This is a genomic window from Phenylobacterium sp., from assembly GCF_044358365.1.
In the GTDB taxonomy this organism is placed as follows: domain Bacteria; phylum Pseudomonadota; class Alphaproteobacteria; order Caulobacterales; family Caulobacteraceae; genus Phenylobacterium.
In genome coordinates this window covers 101659-121567 of the sequence record NZ_JBIKNZ010000003.1, presented here as the reverse complement: position 1 = coordinate 121567, position 19909 = coordinate 101659, and the positions used below count along the sequence as shown (strand labels likewise).

The window sequence follows — 19909 nt, the reverse complement described above, 5'->3', positions numbered from 1 at the left end:
CGAGCGAACCGTCGGTGCCCTCTGGGACGCCATCGGACGCTTCATCGACCTCTTCACTCCGACCGAGTGCGCCAACTACTTCAAGAGCTGCGGATACGATGCAGACTGAATGGAATCCGCTCTAGCGCCTTCGGCCCGGAGCCAGGCGCGATGGGGGCGTTCGTCGCCCACCAGATCGCGAACGTGGGCCCAGAAGCGGGGTCCGTGGTTCAACTCACGCAAATGGGCGCACTCGTGAGCGACCACATAGTCAGCCACTGCGAACGGCGCCAGCGCCAGCCGCCAGGAGTAACGGATCACGCCGGCTGTCCCGCCCGGGCCGGGTTTGCATGAGCCCCAGCGGGATTTGGCGTCGGTCAGCGCCACCTTCGGCATCGGCGCGTCAAGCTGTGCGGCATAGTGGGCGGTGCGCCGGGTCAGGACCTCGGCGGCCTGTTTGCGGATCACCAGCATCACCGCGCGGGCATAGCCTTCACCCTCGCCCATGGCGCAGATCCGGGGCGTGGAGCCATCTTCCGGTTCGATCCAGCAGGCACGGCCTGTAGCAGTGTCGAGCCGGACCGGTTGTCCGAAGACCTCGATCAACTCGCCAGGGCTGAGACGGGTCGCGACGGGCAGTTCTGCCAGCCGGGCCGTGATCCAGCCCGCGCGATCACGCGCAAAGGCGGCGGCCTCGGCCAGACGTCGGGCTGATGGGGCGGTCGCGACAATCTCGCGCCGGGTGCGATCCAGGCGGAGCGAAACCCGCCGGGCGCGGCCGTTGACCTTCAGGCGCACCAGCACGCCGGCGACTTCCAGCCGGTCGCCGTCATGCAGGGAGGGGCGCAGGAGACTCACCCCGCGAAATCTAGGGCGTTACCCCGGTTTCGCGAAATGAAGACGTCAGGCGGAGTTCAGGCCTCTGAAGCTTTCGACCGGATTGGCACTACCTCTGCGGAACCGGTTCGGTGTTCCGTCCTGCGCGGCAGGCCCTGTTCCATCCTGCGGATGAAGGCCCGCACGCGGGGATAGATCTCCTCGCGGAAGCGCTTGCCGTTGAAGACGCCGTAGTGGCCCACGTGGGGCTGGACGTAATCTTCCTTCATCTCGGTAGGCAGGCTCAAGCACAGATAGTGCGCTGCCTGGGTCTGGCCGATCCCGGAGATGTCGTCATTTTCGCCCTCAACCGTCATCAGGCCGATATCGGTGATCCGTTCCGGCCGGACGCGACGTTCTTCATGATAGAGCTCACCCTTGGGCAATAGATGCCGCTGGAATACCACGTCGACGGTCTGAAGGTAGAACTCCTCGGTAAGGTCCAGCACCGAGAGATACTCATCGTAGAATTCCAGATGCTTTTCGGCGCTGTCGCCGTCATCGCCCATCAGATGCTTGAGATAATTCAGGTGGGCTTCCTTGTGCTTCTCGATGTTCATCGACATGAAGCTGGCCAACTGAACGAAGCCTGGATAGACGCGCCGGCCCGTGCCCAGGAAGGGCGGCGGCACATTGTAGATCATGTTGGATTCGAACCAGGCGAACGGGCGGTCCTCAGCCAGCTTGTTGGTCACTGTCGGCGAAAGCCGCGCATCTATGGGCGAGCCCATAAACGTCATCGATGCGGGGCGGCTTTCTTCATTGTCCTCGGCCATCAGGGCGGCAGCGGCCAGAACCGGCGGGCCGGGCTGGCAGACCGCCACCACGTGCGGCCTGGGACCCATCTGCCGCAGCATGTCGCGGATGTGGTCGATGTAATCGTGAAAGCCGAACTTGCCTTCCACGAACGGAACATCGCGCGCATTCGACCACTCCGTGATGAACACGTCGTGGTCCTGAAGGAACGCCTCGACAGTACCGCGCAGAAGGGTGGCGTAATGGCCCGAGAGGGGCGCGGCGATCAGCACCGCTGGCTCCAGATCGGTCTTGCCGGCCCGGCGCAGATCGCTCAGGTCGCGGGCGAAATGGGTAAGCTTGCACCAGGGGCTGGACCACACTGTCGTTGGCCGCACCCGCACCGCAGCGCCGTTGATGACGACTGCATTGATATTCCAGTCCGGCTTGCCGTAGCGCCGGGTCAGGTTCGCGAACAGATCGGCGTTTGCATAGATCCGCCGTCCGAAATCGGTGTTGGCGGCGGGATTGAGGGGCGAACTCCAAAAGTTACGCGTCGCCAGCGCCGCCATACGCAGGGGTGTGGTGGCGTAATATCCGGCTTCGTACATCGAATAGAGCATGTGGACCCAGCCTTTGTGCGCTGCAACATACCCTGACGAACCTTAACGGGCTCCGCAAGTCGCTTCGAATTTCAGGGGACGGTTCAGCATCGCTCGGCGCGGTCGCCCAGCTTCATCGCTTCAGTGATTTTTGCGGCGGTCTGTTCCGGCGTCAGTTCATAGGCCAGCACGCAGGTGAACCGGCCCTTGGGGTTCATCAGATAGCTGTAGGCGGCATGATTGACCTGATAGTCGGCGCCTTCACCCACCTTCTTGTAGAAGACGCGATAGGCTTTTGCGGCCACGTCCACCTGGGCTGCAGATCCGGTCAAGCCCATGAGTCGCTTCGGAAAGGCGTCGTTGGCCACATAGGCCTTGACCTGCGCCGCTGTGTCGCGGTCCGGGTCGACGGAGATGAACACGGTCTGCACCCTGTCGGCCCTGGCGCCCAGCAAGGGCTCGACCTGGGCCATTTCAAACAGGGTCGTGGGGCAGATGTCCGGACAATGAGTGAAGCCGAAAAACACCACACTCCACTTGCCCTTCAGCACATCCTGGTCGACGGTGCGTCCCGAGGTGTCGACCAGCTGAAATGGGCCTCCGATCGCGATCCCTTTCGCCTCCGGACCTGACGCACCCTTGCGCACCGCCAGGCCGACCAGCAATGCGAGCGCTAGCGCCAGGACGGCGGATAGGGCCATTATGCGTCTGGACAAGTTCGTACTTTCCTATGGCGGACTGCAATGACCGATACTCGTCCGCGTTCCGGTTTGGATAGTGTCCTGTCCAGGGCTGCGCAAGACGTCTGGGCCGACGCAGATCTTCGCAAGGGCCACCTGCGGGTGCGAACCCTGCTGAGGGTCCGCTGGATGGTCATAGCCGGAGAGGTGCTGCTTCTGGCTGCCATCACCTTTGGCATGGGCAACAAGGCGCCCTTCGCCATTGCTGCGGCCGTGATCATCTCTGCGATAGCCGCCAACCTGTGGACCGCGCATGTTCGACAGCTTCAACACGTCCTCAGCGACCGTGGGGCAGCGTTGCAGCTTGCCTTCGACGTTGCTCATCTCTCGGCGCTGATGATCCTGATCGGCGGCGCGGCAAACCCCTTCATCATCGTGCTTCTGGCCCCGGTGACCCTGGCCGCAGCCACGCTGCCCTTGCGACCACTGATCCTGGTGGCGGGCCTCGCCTCTATCGCCGCCGTTTCGATGGCCTTCTTCTCGATGCCCTATCCCAACATTCACGTGCACAGCCTGCACTGGCTCAAACCTGAGGATCACCGCGATCCTATGCTGACGCTTGAATACCGGCTCACCGTCGCTGCGTCCATGGTCGTGGGAATCGTCCTGATCGCCGGAATCGTCCGGCAGTCCGTGGTCCAGGCCGCGCGTATGGCCCTGGCCCTGGATGTCACCCGTTCGGTCCTGGCCCGCGAACAGAAGCTGTCGTCTCTCGGCCTGCTGGCCGCCGCCACGGCGCATGAACTCGGAACGCCGCTCAGCACCATTTCCATCATAGCCCGGGAGCTGGCGCGATCACCTCCGACCGCCGCTGTTGGAGAAGATGCCGAACTGTTGATCGCCGAAGCCGCCCGATGCCGCGAGATTCTCAGCAGGCTGGGCGAGATGCCGGAGCAGACTGCGGACGCCGATCTTGGCCGGGCGCCGCTTCGACAGTTGTTGCAGGAACTGGTTGAGCCTTATCAAAACGTCCTGCCGAACGTCCGGATCGACTTCGAGTTTGAGGGCGCCCCGGAGGTTGCCATGATTTCCCTGCAGCGCTGGCCAGAAATAAGTCATGGCATGTCAACCCTCATTGAAAATGCGGTTGATTTTGCCAGATCAAGAGTCTGGATCGTCGCCCGGGTGGACGACAAGACCGTTGAGCTCGACATCCACGATGATGGACCTGGCTTCGCTTCTGACATACTATCGCGGCTCGGTGAGCCCTATGTCACCTCGCGCGCGACGGGTGAGCATTCGCCGACGGGGCACATCGGTCTGGGTTTAGGGTTCTTCATCGCCAAGACGCTTCTGGAACGCACGGGCGCACTTATGACTTACCGTAATGATCGCGCCGGTGGCGCGGTTGTGGCGCTGAGATGGAAACGCAAGGCGACCTCGGGAGCCGGATCGCCCCCCGGGCCGGACTTGTGAACGTCATCTAACTGCGACATTCTGTAGCAGTGGGATTTGGGGGAGCCTCGCAAGGGGCCGCGCAATGGCCAACTCTTCCGTCGATATCGGAACCCTTTCCGACACAAGTCTGCTTATCCTTGATGACGACGGAGTCTTCCGTGCGCGACTGGGCAAGGCGCTCGAACAGAGGGGCTTCCGGCCCACGCTCGCCGCAAGTCTTTCCGAAGCCATTGCGATTATCGAAGCCGCCCCGCCCGCCTTCGCCGTTCTGGACCTTCGGCTTGACGACGGCTCGGGCCTGACACTGGTTCAGGCGCTACGCGAGGCTCGCCCGGAATGCAGGATCATCATGTTGACGGGGTACGGCAACATCGCCTCGGCGGTCCAGGCCGTGAAGGCAGGCGCCGTAGACTATCTGGCCAAGCCCGCCGACGCCGACGATGTCGTCCGGGCGCTTCTTACCCTGGGCGCCGCCGCCCAGCCGCCTGACAGCCCCATGAGCGCCGATCGAGTCCGTTGGGAGCACATACAGCGCGTTTATGAGCTCTGCGGACAGAACGTCTCCGAGACTGCCCGCCGCCTCACTATGCACCGCCGCACGCTTCAGCGGATTCTGGCGAAGCGTGCGCCGAAGTGAAGAACAGTCTGGCGATCCTCTGGTTGTCTGTCTCTCAGAGTTCCGTCGCCACCCCACTCGCAGCGCGTAGCGCCGCCAGCCTCGCAAAGGCCAAGGTCAACGCCCTTCGCCGCGCCCCGGCCAGAACCTCCAGCGGCGCCTCGCGCAATATCGCCCCGCCGAAGCCGTCGGCGACGATCAGGCCTGGCTCTTCCGGCAGGATCTCGCGGGGAAACTCCGGCGCCACCGCAAAAGCGAAGATGTCGCAATAGGGCCGGTACTCCGGCCACTTCAGATCCACGCGGAAGTCCTCGATCCCGGATTTGACCTCCACGATGAAAATCTGCCCCTTGGGGCCCAGGGCCATCAGATCGGCGCGCCGGCCGTTCGGCAGAGCCACCTCGGCCAGTGGCGCGTAGCCCAGGGCGACCAGCAACCGCGCCGCGCCGCGCGTGACAGTGGTCGTGGTTTCCGGCCGGGAGGCGGTGACAATGGTGACGTCCATTGCTCCACCATGTTCGGCCTTCGTTCCGGATTCAAGCCTGAAAAAGCCCGCCGGGTCTCCCCGGCGGGCGGATTTCACGAAACGACCAGCCGGCTATTCGGCGGCGATCAGAATCTGGCGTGCCTTGTCGGAGAAGTTGATCTCCTGAAGGTACTTTATGCCCTCTTCGGCGATGTCGTCGCCGACCATCCTGTCGCCCTCGCCGCGCAGTTCCTCGATATCCACATAGGTGCCGTAGAAGGCCTTGGTACGGTCGGTGATGATGCCGGCGTTCAGTAGGGTCTTCACCAGCACGCGGAAGATGTTGGACTGCTCCTTCATGTTCTCGCGGCGGATCTCGTCGGTCATGTTGGCCGCCATCTCGGCGATCACGCGGTCCGGATCGAGGCCGAATTCCTCATAGAGGTCGCGCTGCTGGGTGGGGGCCACGAGGTTGAACAGCAGGGTCTGGAAGCAGTGGGCGGCCCACAGTTCGATGGTCTCGTGTTCCTTTTCCGAGAGGTGCGGAATGGTGCGGTCCGCCCAGATCTTCCCGAACTTGTGGTGGAAGGCCTCGTCGGTCATGACCAGCTGCATCAGCTTCTTGGCCAGCGGATCATTGGTCTTGGCGAACACGGTGGCGAAGGCGCCCATGGCGAGGCCTTCGACCAGCATCTGCATGCCGATGATCTTCTTGTAGACCTCCGGGCTACCGATGATGTCGACCAGCAGTGTCTTCAGCGTCGGGCCGCATTCCACCGGCTTGCCCCAGCGCGCCTTGATGTATTTGGCGAAGGCGGTGACGTGGCGGGCTTCCTCGCGGGTCTGGTTGGCGGCGTATTCCTGCGCGCCCTGGTCCTTCAGCACGTGGCAAAGGCTGGCCGACAGGTTCAGCGCGCCCTGTTCGCCATGCAGGATCGACGAGAAGGTGCGCAGCGTCGACTGGTTCACGAACCGTACGCGGGTCTTCCAGTCGCTCAGGTGGTTGGAGACATAGTCGGTGGAGAGCGAAATGATCATCTCCTCCGGCAGGAGCATCTCGTTCTCCATGTCGAAGGGCTCGGTGAAGTCGATGTACTTCGGATCCAGCGGATCCCAGAAATGGTCATGGGTCGCTGAAATGATCTTGTCGAAAGCGGTCGAGCGATTGCCGTACCGTTCAAGCTCAAGCATGGACTCAAAGTCGTCGGGCGCGACGGCGTCGTAGATGATGTCCTTGGTGATGTTGCCGTCGGCGGCCATGGCTCTGCTCCTGCCTCGTTCTTGGGCGCATCATGCAATTTGAACAGTGATCAGTCAATTAAGATGACGGGTGTGTCACTTTTGATCGATACCTGACCGGAGCGTCAGAATTTCGTCTCGCGCGCGCTGAACGCGTCAAGGTCGCGTCTAGGGCTTGAGGCGCCGGAACACCCAGCCGCCCACCGTGGCGCCGAACGCTGTTATGAACGTCCCCCAGACGATGTCGATGACGGTGATGTGGGTGGACCACACCTTCAGCGTCGCCTGATTGGTCAGGTCGTAGGTGGCGTAGCACATGGCCCCCAGCATCGCCCCGGTGATGGCGGTCTTGCGCAGCGGTTCATTGCGGGTGGGCCAGATGGCCAGCGCCATCACGCCGGCGATGTAGGCGAAATAGAACACCGCCGCTGGACCAAGGCGCGGCGCGCGCATGGCGACCGGATCCAGGGTCGGGAAATAGACCTGTGGGCCGAACTGGGTCAGCCAGATGTAGTCGACGGCGGCGAAGGCCAGGCCTGTCGCGAGGTAGGTGAGGATCAGCCGGCGCACGTTTCGTCCCTTTCAAACCGGCGGTCTGCCGCCACGGCAAGGACCCCGAAACGCTCTTGTAGCGAAGTCCTGTTCTGGTGTCCGCCCGTGACCTGACCAGAGCGAAGCGGAATCAAATAGCCGCTATGCGTCCAGCCAGGCCACGCCCTGGGTCATCGCGGCGGCGCCACTGGATGTGCGAACCTCGGAGCGCACGGCGCCAGCGCCAGCAGGCTCACGGCGCACCACAATGTCGTCACCTGGCAGAACCATGCCCGCGAAGCGACCGGTCAGTTGTTTCAGGCCACCCACGTCATTCCCGGCGTGTTCCCGCAGGATCGTCAGCCCCGCCAGAGCTCATGTGGCGGCGGCCATGGAATTCATCAAGCGCGTGGATCATGACTTTCAACCCGGCGCTTGACCGACCCTGCGTCAGGCGGTCCGACTGGGGCCAACCAATTACAAAGGGAGCCTGGCGATGGCCGAATTCAATATGGACGACCTGATGTTCAAGCCTGGCCTGATGAAGGGCCAGCGCATCCTGATCACCGGAGGTGGCACGGGTCTGGGCAAGGTGATGGCCGAGGCCTGCGTGATGCTGGGCGCTGACGTCTACATCTGGGGCCGACGCGGCAGCGTCATCGAGGCCGCAGCCAAAGAACTGATGGACGCCCACCCCGCCGGCGGCAAATGCATCGGGATGGCGTGTGACATCCGGGTGCCCGAAGCGATCCACGACGCCATGGACACGATCTGGGCCGACGGAGCCCTGACCGGCCTGGTCAACAACGCGGCGGGTAATTTCATCAGCCGGACCGAAGACCTGTCGCCCCGGGCGTTCGACGCCATCGCCAACATCGTGTTCCGCGGATCCTTCTTCGTGACCCTGGACGCCGGTAAACGCTGGCTGGCTGAAGGCAAGCACGCCTCGGTCATTTCCATCCTCACCACCTGGGTCTGGCACGGCGGTCCCTTCACGGTGCCCTCGGCGATGTCCAAGGCCGGTCTCAACGTCATGACCCAGTCGCTGGCGGTCGAGTGGGGCGGACGCGGCATCCGCTTCAACGCCATCGCGCCGGGGCCGTTCCCGACCGAGGGCGCCTGGGCGCGCCTCAACCCCGGCAGCACGGAGGCCACCAGCGGCGGTCCGCCCGAGAAGCCGGACCCCACCATTCCGCTGAACCGCAACGGCGAGATGCGCGAACTGGCCAATATGGCGGTCTACCTGCTGGACCCGGGCTCAGCCTATATCAACGGCCAGACCATCGCCATCGATGGCGGCGGCCACCTGAAGGGCGGCGGCGGCTTCGGCCGCCTCTCCGAGTGGGGCGACGCCGAGTGGGAAGCCGCGCGCAACGCCATCAAGGGCGCCAACGAGAAGGATCGGGCGCAGCGGACGGTGTGACAGGAGGGTTACATAGCCCTTGCCCTGAAGTCCGACACCCGCAAGAATGACGTCCGTCACTTTTGTAAGTCGAGTATGATGGCCGACGACGCCTTTCTTCCTGCGGGCAAGCGCGAACTGACCAAGGTCCAGAACCGGCTGGCGATCCTGGATGCCGCACGCGAGGTGTTCGGTGAGTTGGGGTACGAGACGGCGACCGTGCGTGACATCATCCGGCGCACGGGCCTGGCCGCCGGCACCTTCTACAACTACTTCCGATCAAAGGAAGAAGTGTTCGCCGCTCTGTCGGACGACGGCGCGCGCCGGTTCGCGCCGATCCTGAAGGCCCTGCGCAGCAAGGGAAACTTCGACACCTTCGTGCGCGAGGCCCTCGTCGCCTATTTCGAGTTTATCGCCGATGAGCACACCAGCTGGGCCGCCCGTCGTCCTGCGGGAGAGCCGGTGATCCTGGTTCAGGGCGAGACGCCGGAGATGGCGGCTGTGTTCGCCGAGGTGAAGGACGCTATCGAGGACGCCATCCAGCGCGGCCACGGTCCTATTGCCGACAGTGAGTATCTTGCTGCAGCCTGTATCGGCATAGCCCGCGAGGTAGGTGACAAGATGCTGATGCGGCGGCCCATCGACACCGCGGCGGCGGCAGACTTTGCCGTCAGCCTGATCCTGAATGGTCTGCGCGGACTGCCCGGAGACCGGCCCTGATGGCGTCAGCCGCCATCCAGCGCCTCGTCGCTCAGGCCCTCTTATCACTACCCACGCCAATCCTGAGAGCGATGTCGGGCGGAGGGGTGGTCTATGTGGGCGGTCGCACGCTGGAGCCGCGCCTGCAGTTTCTCGCGTCACAGGGTCGTAACGCGCCGCCGATTTCGAGCCTCTCGCCGCAGGATGTGCGACGCGGGGAGATCACGGGGCTCGCGTTGGTGTCAGGCGCGCTGGAACCGGGCGTGCGCGTCGATAGCCTCAGTGTGCCTGGCGCCGTTGGGCCAGTGCCAGCCCGCCTCTACAGGCCCGAGCGGCAGGACGCCTCGGCCCCGTTGATGGTCTGGGCGCACATGGGCGGGGGCGTGATCGGGACCCTCGACACCAGCCACTGGTTTTGCAGCATGCTGGCCCGGATCACCCGTGGTCCGGTGCTGTCGGTAGATTATCGCCTGGCGCCGGAGTACCGGTTTCCGGCGGGTCTGGAGGATGTTCTGGCCGCCTACCGCTGGGCGCGGGACCAGGCCTCGACCTACGGCGCCCGGGGCGTAGCGATCGGCGGCGATTCCATGGGCGGCAGTTTCGCCGCCATAATCTGCCAGGATCTGAAGCGCGTTGGCGAGGAACAGCCGGTGCTGCAGCTGATGCTCTATCCCTGCACCGATGTGGCCTCCGAAACCCCATCCATGTCCACCTACGCCGAGGCCTTTCCCCTTAACCGGGCGATGATGGACTGGTTCATGGGGCACTACCTTGGCCCCGACGCTGATCCCGCCGATCCCCGGCTTTCGCCCCTGAAGGCGGAGGATCTCTCGGGCCTGGCGCCGGCGGTGATCGCCACCGCGGGGTTCGATCCGCTGATCGACCAGGGCGCGGCCTATGGGCAGAAGTTGCGGGAGGCGGGCATCGCCACCACCTGGCGCAGCTACGACAGTCTCTGCCACGGCTTCGCCTCGTTCACCGGTGCGGTCCCGGCGGCCGACGCGGCGTGCCGCGAGATCGCGGGGCTGGTCCGTGATTACTATGACGGAGTGAAGACCTGATGCGTGCGCTCGTGGTCGAGGAACTGAAGGCCGATTACGCAGGCTGTGTGGTCAAGGAGATCCCTACGCCTGAGCCGGGCCCGGGCCAGGTGCGGATCCGGGTGCGCGCTGCGGCCGTGAACTTCCCCGACCTGATGCAGACGCGCGGCGAGCACCAGCACAAGCCTGAAGCGCCATTCGTCGGCGGCCTGGAACTGGCCGGCGAGGTCGACAAGCTGGGCCCGGGCGTCACCAGCTTTGCGGTGGGCGAGGCTGTGGTCTGCGGCGGCCGGGGCGGCTTCGCGGAATTCGCGCTTGTTCCGGTCGAAGGGCTCCGGCGCAAGCCCGCCAACCTGACCTTCGGCCAGGCGGCCGGATATCCGGTGGCCTATCTCACCGCCTATGTGGCGCTGAAACGCTGTGCGGACGCGCAACCCGGCGAATGGGTGCTGGTGCATGGCGCCGCCGGCGGCGTGGGCCTGGCGGCCGTGGACTACGCCAGGCTGCTGGGCTGCAAAGTGATCGCCGCCTCGGCCTCGGACGAGAAGCTGGCGGTGATCGCCGCTGAATATGACGTCGACGCCACGGTCAATGTCACCGGCGGTTTCCGCGAGCGGGTGAAGGAGATCACCGGCGGGCGCGGGGCAGACGTGATCTATGATCCTGTCGGCGGCGACGTGTTCGACGAGAGCGTGCGTTGCATCGCCTTTGGCGGGCGGCTGCTGTCGATCGGCTTCACCTCGGGCCGGCTGCCGGTGATGCCGGTCAATATCGCGCTCATCAAGGGCATCTCGCTGATGGGCGTCCGCGCCGGCGAATACGGTCGCCAGTTCCCCCGCAAAGGCCGCGAAAACAACGAGGCGATCTGGAAGATGGCCGAGGACGGGCTGGTGAAACCCCGCGTCGACGCCGAGTATCCCTTGAGTGAATGGCGGGCGGCTTTCGAGACGCTGGCCCAACGCAAGGTCGTGGGCAAGACCATCATCCGGCCAGATCTCTAGGAAACCCGAAATGACCATTGGTAACGAAGACGAACTCGAAAAGCTGAAAGCCGCCGGTGTGCTTGTGGCGCGGACGCTGCAGGCCATGGGGCAGGCGCTGGAGCCCGGGATCACGACGCGGGAGCTTGATCAGATCGGGCGGCAGATGCTGGAACGGGAGGGCGCCCGGTCGGCGCCTGAACTCACTTACAACTTCCCTGGCGCCACCTGTATTTCGATCGCGCCGGACGTGGCGCACGGGATCCCCGATGATCGGGCGATCAAAGCGGGCGACCTCATCAACATCGACGTGTCTGCTGAGCTGGAAGGGTTCTTTGGCGACACAGGGTCCAGTTTTGCGGTGCCGCCAGTCTCCAGGCAGGTGGAACGTCTGTGCCGCGATGGCCGCCGCGCCCTGTGGACCGGCATCCGCGCCGTGCGCACCGGCGGCGACCTTGCCGCGCCCGGCCGGCAGATCGAGGCGTTTGCGCGCAAGAATGGCTATAGCCTGGTCCGTAACCTGGCCAGCCATGGGGTTGGCGGCGCTCTGCACGAGCATCCCACGGAAATTCCGACCTGGAATGAGAGGTCCGAGCGGCGAAAGATCACCGAAGGGCTGGTCTTCACGCTGGAGCCTTTCCTGTCTCTGGGCGCCGATTGGGTCGAGGAAACCGGCGACGGCTGGACGCTGCGCCCGCCGGGCGGCGAGCCCACGGTGCAGTACGAGCATACCCTGGTGGCGACGCGGAACGGACCAGTGGTGTTGACGCTGGCATAGCGGCCGACGCCACTGTGGTTGACAGGCCCCCGCCCTTCGACTATCCACCGCCGCTCGATTTTCGACCCCGGAGCTTTCCCCGTGAAGCGCACTTTTCAACCGTCCCGCCTCGTGCGCGCGCGCCGTCACGGCTTCCGTCTTCGCATGTCCACGAAGAATGGTCAGAAGATCCTGGCGCGCCGCCGCGCCAAGGGTCGCAAGCGCCTGAGCGCTTAAGCCCGGCGTGAGATAAGGTGTCCGGGTGACGGACGCCGCACTTTCCATTCAGAAACTGACCAGGCGCAGCGAATTCCTCGCCTGCGCCAAGGCCCCCTACTGTGCAAGGGGAGCGGTCGTCGTCCAGGCCCTGCCCCGCGAGGACGACAACGCTTTGGTCCGCGTCGGCTTTACCGCCACAAAACGCATCGGCGGCGCCGTGCAACGCAACCGCGCCAAGCGCCGGTTGCGCGAGGCGGCCCGCCAGATTTTGCCCCTGATCGCCAGCCCCGGAACCGACTATGTGATCATTGCGCGCACGGGCGTGATCACGCGCAACTGGACCCGGTTGCTTGACGATGTGAAAAGCGCGCTGTTAAGGCTCGCCGCCGACCGCAAGGCCCCCCATGTAGATGGGCCTGTCCCTTCCTCCGCTGGAAACCCGCGTCCCCGCTCATGAGAGACGATAACACTCGCAACACGATCATCTTCTTCGTGAGCGCGGCCCTGCTGCTGATGGTCTATCAGTTCTTTGTCATTGAGCCGCAGGCCAAGCAGAGACAGACAGCCGCCGCCGTGGCGGCCGCGACCCAGGCGCCGGCAGGCCCCGGTCTGGCTGCCCCGCAGGTCCCCCAGGCCATGACCCGGGAGGCCGCGATCGGAGCCAGCCCTCGCGTTCCCATCGAGACTGCGGCGCTCAAGGGGTCGCTGTCGCTCCGCGGTGGCCGTATCGATGATCTTTACCTCGTGGGGTATCGCCAGACCCTGGACAAGGGGTCTCCGCCGGTCGAGTTGTTGCGACCGGAAGGCGCAACCCATGCCCTGTTCACAGACATCGGCTGGGCCGGCGCCAACGTTCCCGGACTGCCAACCGCCCAGACCCTATGGACTCTGGCGAAGGGCTCGGTGCTGTCACCCGGCAATCCCATCACCCTGACCTACGCCAATGGCCAGGGCCTGACGTTCACTCGGGTCGTCGCGGTCGACGACAGGTTCATGTTTACGGTGACCGACAGCGTGGCCAATGCCGGCGGCCTGCCCATCACCCTGGCGCCCTATGGTTCGGTTCAGCGTCAAGGGGTGCCGGAACACCTTGGCAAGAACTCGGTCGTCCACGAGGGTGGCATGGGCTGGATGGACGGCAAGCGTCGGCCGATCCGCTACGCCAAGTGGGAGAAAGAGGGCGGTGGCCCGGTCTATCCGTCCACCGGCGGCTGGATCGGCATTACCGATCACTACTGGCTGACAGCCCTGATCCCGGCCCAAACCGAAAAGATGGAAGCCCGCTACCGTGTGACGAAGACGGCGGCGCTCAACATTTTCGACGCCAGCTTCGTGGGGCAGGCCCGGACCATTGCGGTGGGCAAGCAGGTCAGCTCCACCATCCACGTCTTTGCCGGCGCCAAACAGGAACCTGTGCTTAAGGCCTACCAGGAGAAGCTGGGAGTCGCCCATCTGGATGAGGCGATCGACTGGGGCATGCTCTGGTTCATCACCCGGCCGATCTTCCTGTTCCTGGCCTGGATCTTCCATTACGTCGGCAACTTCGGCGTGGCCATTCTGCTGCTGACCGTTGTCGTGCGCCTGGTCTTCTTCCCGCTCGCCAACAAGCAGTACGAGTCGATGACCAAGATGAAGAAGGTGCAGCCGGCGATGGAGGAGCTGCGCAAGACCTTCAAGGACGATCCGGCGCGCCAGCAGCAGGAGCTGATGGAACTCTACAAGCGCGAGAAGGTGAATCCGCTGGCAGGTTGCTTCCCGATCCTCCTTCAGATTCCGGTGTTCTTCGCGCTCTTCAAGGTGCTGCAGATCAGCATCGAAATGCGCCATGCGCCATTTGTCGGCTTCATCAAGGACCTGTCGGCGCCGGATCCAACGACGATCTTCAATCTGTTCGGCCTGATCCCCTGGGATCCAGGCACGGCGCCCATGATCGGCAGCCTTCTGGCCTATGGTACGCCGCCGGGCTTCCTGCACATCGGCATCCTGCCGATCCTCTACGGGATCACCACCTGGCTCACCACCTCGATGAGCCCGCCTGCGCCGGACCCGATGCAGCAGCGGATCTTCCAGCTGATGCCGATCCTTTTCACCTTCATCATGGCCCAGTTCGCCATCGGCCTGCTGGTCTACTACACTTGGTCCAACATCCTGACCGCCATGCAGCAGTATGTGATCATGCGGCGCTTCAAGGTGGACAATCCCATCGACCAGCTGATCCGGCGGATCACGGGCAAGCCCGCGGAACTGACGTGAGCGAACCCTCCGTCGCCTTCGATGAAGAGGCGCTGGAGGCGGCGCGGGTGTTTTTCGCGCATCCCGTCGCCTTCCTGATGGGCGCCGTCGCCATCGATGGTCTGCCTTCGACAGACTTGCCGGAAGTGGCCTTCGCGGGTCGTTCCAATGTGGGCAAGTCGTCGCTCATCAACGCGGTGACCGGACGCACCCATCTGGCGCGGGCCTCCACGGCGCCGGGACGCACCCGTGAAATCAACTTTTTCGTTTGCGACGAGACCCTGCGCCTGGTCGATCTGCCCGGCTACGGCTTCGCCAAGGTCAGCCGCGAGGCCAAGAACAAGTTCCAGAACCTGGGGCGCGCCTATCTGCGCGGCCGACCTAATCTCAAGCGCGCCTATCTGCTGATCGACAGTCGTCATGGCCTGAAGGACGTGGATCTGGATGCTATGGAGGCGTTCGATCTGGCAGCCGTTTCCTACCAGATCATCCTGACCAAGGCCGACAAGCTGAGCGCCCGCGATGTGGCCCAGGTCACCGCCGAAACCCAGCGCAAGATCGCCAAGCGTCCTGCGGCCTTCCCGCGGGTGCTGGCGACCTCTTCCGAAAAGGGTGGAGGCATCCCCGAGCTGCGCGCCGAGATCGTGGCGGCCTGCGCCGCTTGATGCGGCCAATTCAGGTGTCGAACTTGTCCTTGCGGCGTTGGCCGAACAGTCGTGCGCCGCAAGGTGCGGATTGAAGCAGACCTTGACGCCGCTACCCGCCCCGGAGAGGACGTAGGCCATGATCGACGTCGCCCGTTTCATTCAGGGTCTGCCCAAGGCCGAACTGCACCTGCATATTGAGGGAAGCCTCGAACCCGAGCTGATGTTCGATCTGGCGCGGCGCAACCGCATCAGCCTGCCGTTCACCTCGGTCGAGGCGGTGCGCGCGGCCTATGCCTTCTCAAACCTGCAGGATTTCCTGGACATCTATTATAAGGGCGCGGGCGTCTTGATGACGGAACAGGACTTCCAGGACCTGGCCATGGCCTATTTCCGACGGGTAGCCGCCGACGGCTGCCGCCACGTCGAACTGTTCTTCGATCCCCAGACCCACACAGATCGCGGGCTGCCGTTCCGTATTGCTATCGAAGGGCTTCTGGCCGGAATGGCCGAGGCCGAGCGGAGGTTCGGCGTATCGTCCAGTCTGATTCTCTGCTTCCTGCGACACCTGGATGAGGACGCCGCCTTCACGACCCTAAGGGCGGCAGAACCCTATCTCGACCGCATCCTTGGTGTCGGCCTGGATTCCTCTGAAGTCGGGCATCCGCCGTCGAAGTTCGCGCGGGTGTTCGCGGCCGCCGGGGAGCGGGGCCTGAAGCGGGTCGCCCATGCCGGTGAGGAGGGTCCCCCAGCCTATGTCCGGGAAGCGCTGGACCTGCTGCACGTGGATCGCATCGACCATGGCAATCGGGCGCTGGAGGATCCGGCGCTGGTGGCGCGGCTTGTGGCGGAGGGGATGACGCTAACGGTGTGTCCACTGTCGAACCTCAAGCTCTGCGTCGTTGACGACCTGAAGGCGCACCCGTTGAAGCGAATGCTGGACCTCGGCCTCAAGGCCACGATCAACTCGGATGATCCGGCTTATTTCGGCGGGTACCTGGGACGGAACTGGACCGAGACAGCCCAGGCGCTTTCACTATCGCGCGCCGAACTCGTCACCCTGGCGAAAAACAGCTTCACCGGCTCGTTCCTGCCGCCGGATGCAGTCAGTGACCATCTTGCCGGGATAGACGCCTATCTGTCGTCGAACTCGTAGAAGTACAGCACGAAGGGCTCCGCCTCGGACCCGCGCCCCTTGTAGAGCGCGCGTGCGGCCTCATTGTCGACTTCAGTGCCCACCCAGGCTTCCTCGCACCCGAGACTGCGGGCCCAGTCCGTCAGATCGTCCAGCAAGCGGGTGGCGACGCCTTCGCGTTTACGGTCGGGGGTGACGCCCAAATTGTCGATATAGAGCTCGGTGGGCGCGTCCGGGTGTCGATGAACGACACCGCGCGCCTGGCCAATGACCTCTCCGTTGAAAGTCGCAACCACCATAAGGTGCGAAGGGTCCCGCAGGTAGTGCGCCAGCCGGGCCAGATCGATCCGGTCGTCAAAGACGTCCTCTGCAACCCGATCCAGCAGATCGGCCTGAGCGGGCCCCACGCGTATGATCTGGACATCCATGGCGCTGACCTTAGGGTTCTCGTCAACTTTGTGAAGAGCGACGCGTTTGAGGCCTAACCTCGATCTGCAGCGCCAGGAGGACCCCGATTATCAAACTTGCGACAGCCCTGCTCGCCGCCACGGCGCTGGCGAGCGCCGCCCAGGCCAAAACGATCGCGGTGGGGCCGGGACCCGACGCTCAGGAGCGCATCCAGACCGCGCTGCTCGACGCCAAGCCGGGCGACACGGTGCAGTTCGCCGCCGGCCGCTATGAGCTGACCGACGGCCTGTCGCTGGACGTGAACAATGTCACGGTCAAGGGCGCCGGCCCCGACGCTACAGTCCTGTCGTTCAAGGGGCAGAAGGGCGCCGGTGAGGGGCTGCTGATCACCTCGGATCAGGTGACGGTCCGCGACTTCGCCGTTGAGGACAGCCGCGGCGACGGTATCAAGTCCAAGGGCGCTGACGAGATCAGCTTTCTGAACGTGCGCGTCGAATGGACCGGCGGCCCCAGGGAGACCAACGGCGCCTATGGCGTCTATCCGGTAGCCTCGACCAATGTGCTGATCGATCGGGTGGTGGTGCGCGGCGCGTCCGACGCCGGGATATATGTCGGCCAGTCCAAGAACATCGTGGTCAAGAACAGCCGGGCCGAGTTCAACGTGGCCGGGATCGAGATCGAGAACTCGATGAACGCCGACGTCTTCGACAACGTCGCCACGCGCAATACCGGCGGGATTCTGGTGTTTGACCTGCCCAATCTGCCGCAGATGGGCGGCCATTCCACGCGCCTCTACCGCAACAAGGTGGTCGACAACGACACACCCAACTTCGCGCCCAAGGGCAATATCGTGGCGGGCGTGCCTACGGGCACGGGCATCATGGTGATGGCCAACCGCAACGTCCACGTCTTTGACAACGAGATTTCAGGCAATCAGAGCACGGCGGTGATGCTGGTCAGCTACACGCGCACCTTCGACGACAAGAGCTACAATCCCCTGCCACGTGATATCGTCGTGCGGAACAACCGGATCGGGAAGAATGGCTGGGACCCCAAATTCGACGGCGGCCCGATGATCGCCAAGCTGATGGGCGGCAGCCTGCCGCCGGTGGTCTGGGACGGCGTGACCACCTTCGCGGGTTCGCCGGATGTAGCCCAGGTCCGGATCAGTGACGGTCCGGTGCTGAATCTCAACCTTCCCGGCCCGGGTCAGATCGAAAAGGCCCGCCCTTCCGTCGCCAAGACGGTCGGCGACACGCAGATCGCGGAACCTGGCGCGGTAGTCCTGCCGAAGCGACAGGCTGACCTCGGCGCATGAAGGCCTGGTTTGCCGGACTGGCTGCGCTGCTGTGCCTTGGCGCCTCGCCGCCGCCGCCCGGTGTTGCACTTGATCTGCTGCTGGCCGAGACCCCGGCGACGAAACTGGCGGACTACCGGCTGTTTACCGACGCCAGTGGCCGCAAGGTCAACGCCGGTCTGACCCCCTACGCCCTGAATACGCCGCTGTTCACAGACTATGCCGAAAAACTGCGGTTCGCCTGGTTGCCGCCGGGAACCCGGGCGCACTACCGCGCCGACGAAGTCTTAGCGTTTCCGGTCGGAACCGTGCTGGTGAAGACCTTTGCCTATCCCGCTGACCTTCGAGAGCCAGCCAAAGGCGTCCGCTACATCGAAACGCGGCTGTTGATCCGCAAGGCCGCGGGCTGGGTCGCGCAGACCTACCTCTGGAATCCGGAACAGACCGAAGCGGTGCTCAAGCGGGCAGGAGCGCGGGTGGACGTGGCCTTCATCGACAATCAGGGGCGCGCCCGCACGGTGGATTACGCGGTTCCCAACCAGAACCAATGCAAGGAATGCCACCAGCTCGACGAGGCGCTAACGCCGATAGGACCCAAGGGACGAAACCTCAACGGCGTACTCGACTATCCCGGGGCGTCGGAAAACCAACTGGTCCACTGGACCCACAAGGGCCTGCTGGCCGGCGCACCGGCGGCCGGGACGGCGCCGCGCACCGCGCGCTGGGATGATCCTGCCGAGCCCCTGGATCGGCGCGCCCGGGCCTACCTAGATGCCAATTGCGCCCATTGTCACAACCCTCGCGCGGTGGCCAGCAACTCCGGCCTGTTCCTTGGCGTCGAAGAGACCCGGCCCGCAGCGCTGGGGATCGGGAAGGGGCCGGTGGCCGCCGGTCGCGGCTCTGGAAACCTGCAGGTTGGCATCGAGCCGGGACACGCGGAGGCCTCGATCCTGGCCTATCGGGTGGCGTCGAACGAGCCTGGTGTGATGATGCCCGAACTGGGGCGCACCCTGATCCACGACGAGGGCGTCGCGCTCATCCGGGCCTGGATCGACGGAATGAAGCGCCCTTGAGCGTTGGGCGACGCACCTTTCTGGTGCTGGGCGCCGGCCTCGCCGCCGACTGTGCCCTGGCTCAGGCTCCAGCGCGATCTGTTCCGGCCCCACCCGCCGCCGACGCTTCCGCCTGGACCGCCTACGAGGCGAGGCTCCGCGCCCGCCTCCATGACGCCGGCGGCGGCGCCTTCGATGGGGATGGCGGTCGCCTGGCCCTCGATCTGGTCAACCGCGCCCGCGCGGTGGCCGGCGCCTCGCACTTGGCGTGGCACGAGGAACTGGCCGAAACCGCGCGCGCCCACGCCGGCGACCTGGTTCGACGTGGCTATGTGGAGCACGTCTCGCCTGAAGGCTTCGAACCCAGCCACCGGTTCTGGTTGATCGGTCGCACGACCATCGGCTCGCCGTCCGAGAACATCGCCCACCACCGGGGATCAGAGGGCCGGGCCACACCACAACAGCTGGTGCAGCTCTGGCGTTACAGCTCTGGCCACTGGCGCAACGTGCTACGCCCATTGCACACCCACGCCGCGTTCGCGCTGGTGAGGACGCCGGGCAAGGCGTGGCTGGTAGGTCTGTTCGCCCGGCCGCTGGCGACGCTGTCCGAGCCATTGGCCTTCCGGGCTATCGGGCCGGAGATCAGCCGCGCCCTGCGCAGTCTCTCCCCAGACCTGCGCGCGAGCGTCTCGATCCCTCAGGGCAGTCGCCTGGGCGATGTGAATGGCCCGCCTCCCGTTCTTCAGATCACAGCGGTTCGCCCCGCCGGCCTGGGCGCTTATGATGTCATCGGCGGCCCGATCTTTCTGGCCGCCGCCTGACTGCACCCTGATTTGCCAAACCTAGCGGAAGCCCGTTAGGT

General features: G+C 64.6%; 23 protein-coding genes. 15 read left to right on the top strand and 8 right to left on the bottom strand.

Features of this window, described 5'->3' with window-relative positions; genetic code table 11:
• Positions 1–75: 75 nt before the first annotated feature.
• The 3 genes from ACIQ3B_RS02035 to ACIQ3B_RS02025 all read right to left on the bottom strand — a co-directional run bounded on the left by ACIQ3B_RS02035 (position 76) and on the right by ACIQ3B_RS02025 (position 2908).
• The gene (locus ACIQ3B_RS02035; protein WP_397399641.1) at positions 76–837 is read right to left on the bottom strand and encodes a M48 family metallopeptidase; all 762 of its coding nucleotides are present in this window, start codon (positions 835–837) and stop codon (positions 76–78) included.
• 56 nt (positions 838–893) lie between these two features.
• Complete coding sequence (locus tag ACIQ3B_RS02030; protein WP_397399640.1) at positions 894–2213, bottom strand: polyhydroxyalkanoate depolymerase; 1320 nt, start codon at positions 2211–2213, stop codon at positions 894–896.
• Between the two features lie 83 nt (positions 2214–2296).
• Complete coding sequence (locus ACIQ3B_RS02025; protein ID WP_397399639.1) at positions 2297–2908, bottom strand: SCO family protein; 612 nt, start codon at positions 2906–2908, stop codon at positions 2297–2299.
• 27 nt (positions 2909–2935) lie between these two features.
• On the opposite strand from ACIQ3B_RS02025, the gene ACIQ3B_RS02020 reads away from it, so the two are divergent.
• On the top strand, positions 2936–4348 hold the full coding sequence (locus tag ACIQ3B_RS02020; protein ID WP_397399638.1) for an ActS/PrrB/RegB family redox-sensitive histidine kinase: 1413 nt from the start codon (positions 2936–2938) through the stop codon (positions 4346–4348).
• A gap of 64 nt (positions 4349–4412) precedes the next feature.
• On the top strand, positions 4413–4967 hold the full coding sequence (locus ACIQ3B_RS02015; protein ID WP_397399637.1) for an ActR/PrrA/RegA family redox response regulator transcription factor: 555 nt from the start codon (positions 4413–4415) through the stop codon (positions 4965–4967).
• A 34-nt stretch (positions 4968–5001) separates the two neighbouring features.
• Here ACIQ3B_RS02015 and mmcB read toward each other — a convergent pair whose 3' ends face one another.
• The 4 genes from mmcB to ACIQ3B_RS01995 form a co-directional block, all read right to left on the bottom strand.
• Positions 5002–5451, bottom strand: coding sequence for a DNA repair putative endonuclease MmcB (gene mmcB, locus ACIQ3B_RS02010; RefSeq protein WP_397399636.1), 450 nt, complete (start codon positions 5449–5451; stop codon positions 5002–5004).
• Between the two features lie 93 nt (positions 5452–5544).
• Entirely contained in the window at positions 5545–6672 is a 1128-nt protein-coding gene (locus tag ACIQ3B_RS02005; RefSeq protein ID WP_397399635.1) for a ferritin-like domain-containing protein, read from the bottom strand.
• 147 nt (positions 6673–6819) lie between these two features.
• Complete coding sequence (locus ACIQ3B_RS02000) at positions 6820–7221, bottom strand: DUF2177 family protein (RefSeq protein WP_397399634.1); 402 nt, start codon at positions 7219–7221, stop codon at positions 6820–6822.
• A 123-nt stretch (positions 7222–7344) separates the two neighbouring features.
• Complete coding sequence (locus ACIQ3B_RS01995; RefSeq protein ID WP_397399633.1) at positions 7345–7512, bottom strand: hypothetical protein; 168 nt, start codon at positions 7510–7512, stop codon at positions 7345–7347.
• 166 nt (positions 7513–7678) lie between these two features.
• Here ACIQ3B_RS01995 and ACIQ3B_RS01990 point away from each other — a divergent pair, with 166 nt between their 5' ends.
• The 10 genes from ACIQ3B_RS01990 to ACIQ3B_RS01945 all read left to right on the top strand — a co-directional run bounded on the left by ACIQ3B_RS01990 (position 7679) and on the right by ACIQ3B_RS01945 (position 16311).
• Positions 7679–8605: an SDR family oxidoreductase gene (locus ACIQ3B_RS01990; protein WP_397399632.1), complete on the top strand. Its 927-nt coding sequence runs from the start codon at positions 7679–7681 to the stop codon at positions 8603–8605.
• A gap of 75 nt (positions 8606–8680) precedes the next feature.
• Positions 8681–9304, top strand: a complete 624-nt coding sequence (locus tag ACIQ3B_RS01985; protein WP_397399631.1) for a TetR/AcrR family transcriptional regulator — start codon at positions 8681–8683, stop codon at positions 9302–9304.
• Positions 9304–10344, top strand: a complete 1041-nt coding sequence (locus ACIQ3B_RS01980) for an alpha/beta hydrolase (protein WP_397399630.1) — start codon at positions 9304–9306, stop codon at positions 10342–10344. Before ACIQ3B_RS01985 ends, ACIQ3B_RS01980 begins: the two co-directional genes overlap by 1 nt.
• The gene (locus ACIQ3B_RS01975) at positions 10344–11324 is read left to right on the top strand and encodes an NADPH:quinone oxidoreductase family protein (RefSeq protein WP_397399629.1); all 981 of its coding nucleotides are present in this window, start codon (positions 10344–10346) and stop codon (positions 11322–11324) included. Before ACIQ3B_RS01980 ends, ACIQ3B_RS01975 begins: the two co-directional genes overlap by 1 nt.
• 10 nt (positions 11325–11334) lie before the next feature.
• Positions 11335–12081 (top strand): type I methionyl aminopeptidase, encoded by a 747-nt coding sequence (gene map / locus ACIQ3B_RS01970; protein WP_397399628.1) that lies wholly within the window; start codon positions 11335–11337, stop codon positions 12079–12081.
• Between the two features lie 81 nt (positions 12082–12162).
• Positions 12163–12297: a 50S ribosomal protein L34 gene (rpmH, locus tag ACIQ3B_RS01965; RefSeq protein ID WP_068877158.1), complete on the top strand. Its 135-nt coding sequence runs from the start codon at positions 12163–12165 to the stop codon at positions 12295–12297.
• 25 nt (positions 12298–12322) lie between these two features.
• Complete coding sequence (gene rnpA / locus ACIQ3B_RS01960; RefSeq protein WP_397399627.1) at positions 12323–12736, top strand: ribonuclease P protein component; 414 nt, start codon at positions 12323–12325, stop codon at positions 12734–12736.
• Entirely contained in the window at positions 12733–14532 is a 1800-nt protein-coding gene (yidC, locus tag ACIQ3B_RS01955) for a membrane protein insertase YidC (protein WP_397399626.1), read from the top strand. The genes rnpA and yidC overlap by 4 nt, the downstream gene beginning before the upstream one ends.
• Positions 14533–14579: 47 nt before the next feature.
• Positions 14580–15176 (top strand): ribosome biogenesis GTP-binding protein YihA/YsxC, encoded by a 597-nt coding sequence (gene yihA, locus ACIQ3B_RS01950; protein WP_397399647.1) that lies wholly within the window; start codon positions 14580–14582, stop codon positions 15174–15176.
• Between the two features lie 118 nt (positions 15177–15294).
• Positions 15295–16311 carry an adenosine deaminase gene (locus ACIQ3B_RS01945; protein WP_397399625.1) on the top strand — a complete coding sequence of 339 codons (1017 nt, stop codon included), beginning with the start codon at positions 15295–15297 and terminating at the stop codon, positions 16309–16311.
• Here the strand turns inward: ACIQ3B_RS01945 and ACIQ3B_RS01940 are convergent.
• Positions 16290–16718 carry a GNAT family N-acetyltransferase gene (locus tag ACIQ3B_RS01940; protein ID WP_397399624.1) on the bottom strand — a complete coding sequence of 143 codons (429 nt, stop codon included), beginning with the start codon at positions 16716–16718 and terminating at the stop codon, positions 16290–16292. The two genes, ACIQ3B_RS01945 and ACIQ3B_RS01940, sit on opposite strands and share 22 nt — an antisense overlap.
• Positions 16719–16876: 158 nt before the next feature.
• Between ACIQ3B_RS01940 and ACIQ3B_RS01935 the strand changes: the two genes are divergently transcribed.
• Genes ACIQ3B_RS01935 through ACIQ3B_RS01925 form a run of 3 tightly spaced genes read left to right on the top strand, consistent with a single transcriptional unit; the run spans position 16877 to position 19868 of the window.
• On the top strand, positions 16877–18016 hold the full coding sequence (locus tag ACIQ3B_RS01935; protein WP_397399623.1) for a parallel beta-helix domain-containing protein: 1140 nt from the start codon (positions 16877–16879) through the stop codon (positions 18014–18016).
• On the top strand, positions 18013–19068 hold the full coding sequence (locus tag ACIQ3B_RS01930) for an SO2930 family diheme c-type cytochrome (protein ID WP_397399622.1): 1056 nt from the start codon (positions 18013–18015) through the stop codon (positions 19066–19068). Before ACIQ3B_RS01935 ends, ACIQ3B_RS01930 begins: the two co-directional genes overlap by 4 nt.
• Positions 19065–19868 carry a CAP domain-containing protein gene (locus ACIQ3B_RS01925; RefSeq protein ID WP_397399621.1) on the top strand — a complete coding sequence of 268 codons (804 nt, stop codon included), beginning with the start codon at positions 19065–19067 and terminating at the stop codon, positions 19866–19868. The genes ACIQ3B_RS01930 and ACIQ3B_RS01925 overlap by 4 nt, the downstream gene beginning before the upstream one ends.
• Positions 19869–19909: the final 41 nt, after the last annotated feature.

Coding starts and splice junctions, on each gene's coding strand:
- mmcB (WP_397399636.1), bottom strand. CDS start 5,451: ATGGACGTCACCATTGTCACCGCCTCCCGGCCGGAAACCACGACCACT.
- ACIQ3B_RS01945 (WP_397399625.1), top strand. CDS start 15,295: ATGATCGACGTCGCCCGTTTCATTCAGGGTCTGCCCAAGGCCGAACTG.
- ACIQ3B_RS01975 (WP_397399629.1), top strand. CDS start 10,344: ATGCGTGCGCTCGTGGTCGAGGAACTGAAGGCCGATTACGCAGGCTGT.
- ACIQ3B_RS02020 (WP_397399638.1), top strand. CDS start 2,936: ATGACCGATACTCGTCCGCGTTCCGGTTTGGATAGTGTCCTGTCCAGG.
- yidC (WP_397399626.1), top strand. CDS start 12,733: ATGAGAGACGATAACACTCGCAACACGATCATCTTCTTCGTGAGCGCG.
- ACIQ3B_RS01980 (WP_397399630.1), top strand. CDS start 9,304: ATGGCGTCAGCCGCCATCCAGCGCCTCGTCGCTCAGGCCCTCTTATCA.
- ACIQ3B_RS01985 (WP_397399631.1), top strand. CDS start 8,681: ATGATGGCCGACGACGCCTTTCTTCCTGCGGGCAAGCGCGAACTGACC.
- ACIQ3B_RS02015 (WP_397399637.1), top strand. CDS start 4,413: ATGGCCAACTCTTCCGTCGATATCGGAACCCTTTCCGACACAAGTCTG.
- map (WP_397399628.1), top strand. CDS start 11,335: ATGACCATTGGTAACGAAGACGAACTCGAAAAGCTGAAAGCCGCCGGT.
- ACIQ3B_RS01930 (WP_397399622.1), top strand. CDS start 18,013: ATGAAGGCCTGGTTTGCCGGACTGGCTGCGCTGCTGTGCCTTGGCGCC.
- ACIQ3B_RS01940 (WP_397399624.1), bottom strand. CDS start 16,718: ATGGATGTCCAGATCATACGCGTGGGGCCCGCTCAGGCCGATCTGCTG.
- ACIQ3B_RS02005 (WP_397399635.1), bottom strand. CDS start 6,672: ATGGCCGCCGACGGCAACATCACCAAGGACATCATCTACGACGCCGTC.
- ACIQ3B_RS01990 (WP_397399632.1), top strand. CDS start 7,679: ATGGCCGAATTCAATATGGACGACCTGATGTTCAAGCCTGGCCTGATG.
- ACIQ3B_RS02030 (WP_397399640.1), bottom strand. CDS start 2,213: ATGCTCTATTCGATGTACGAAGCCGGATATTACGCCACCACACCCCTG.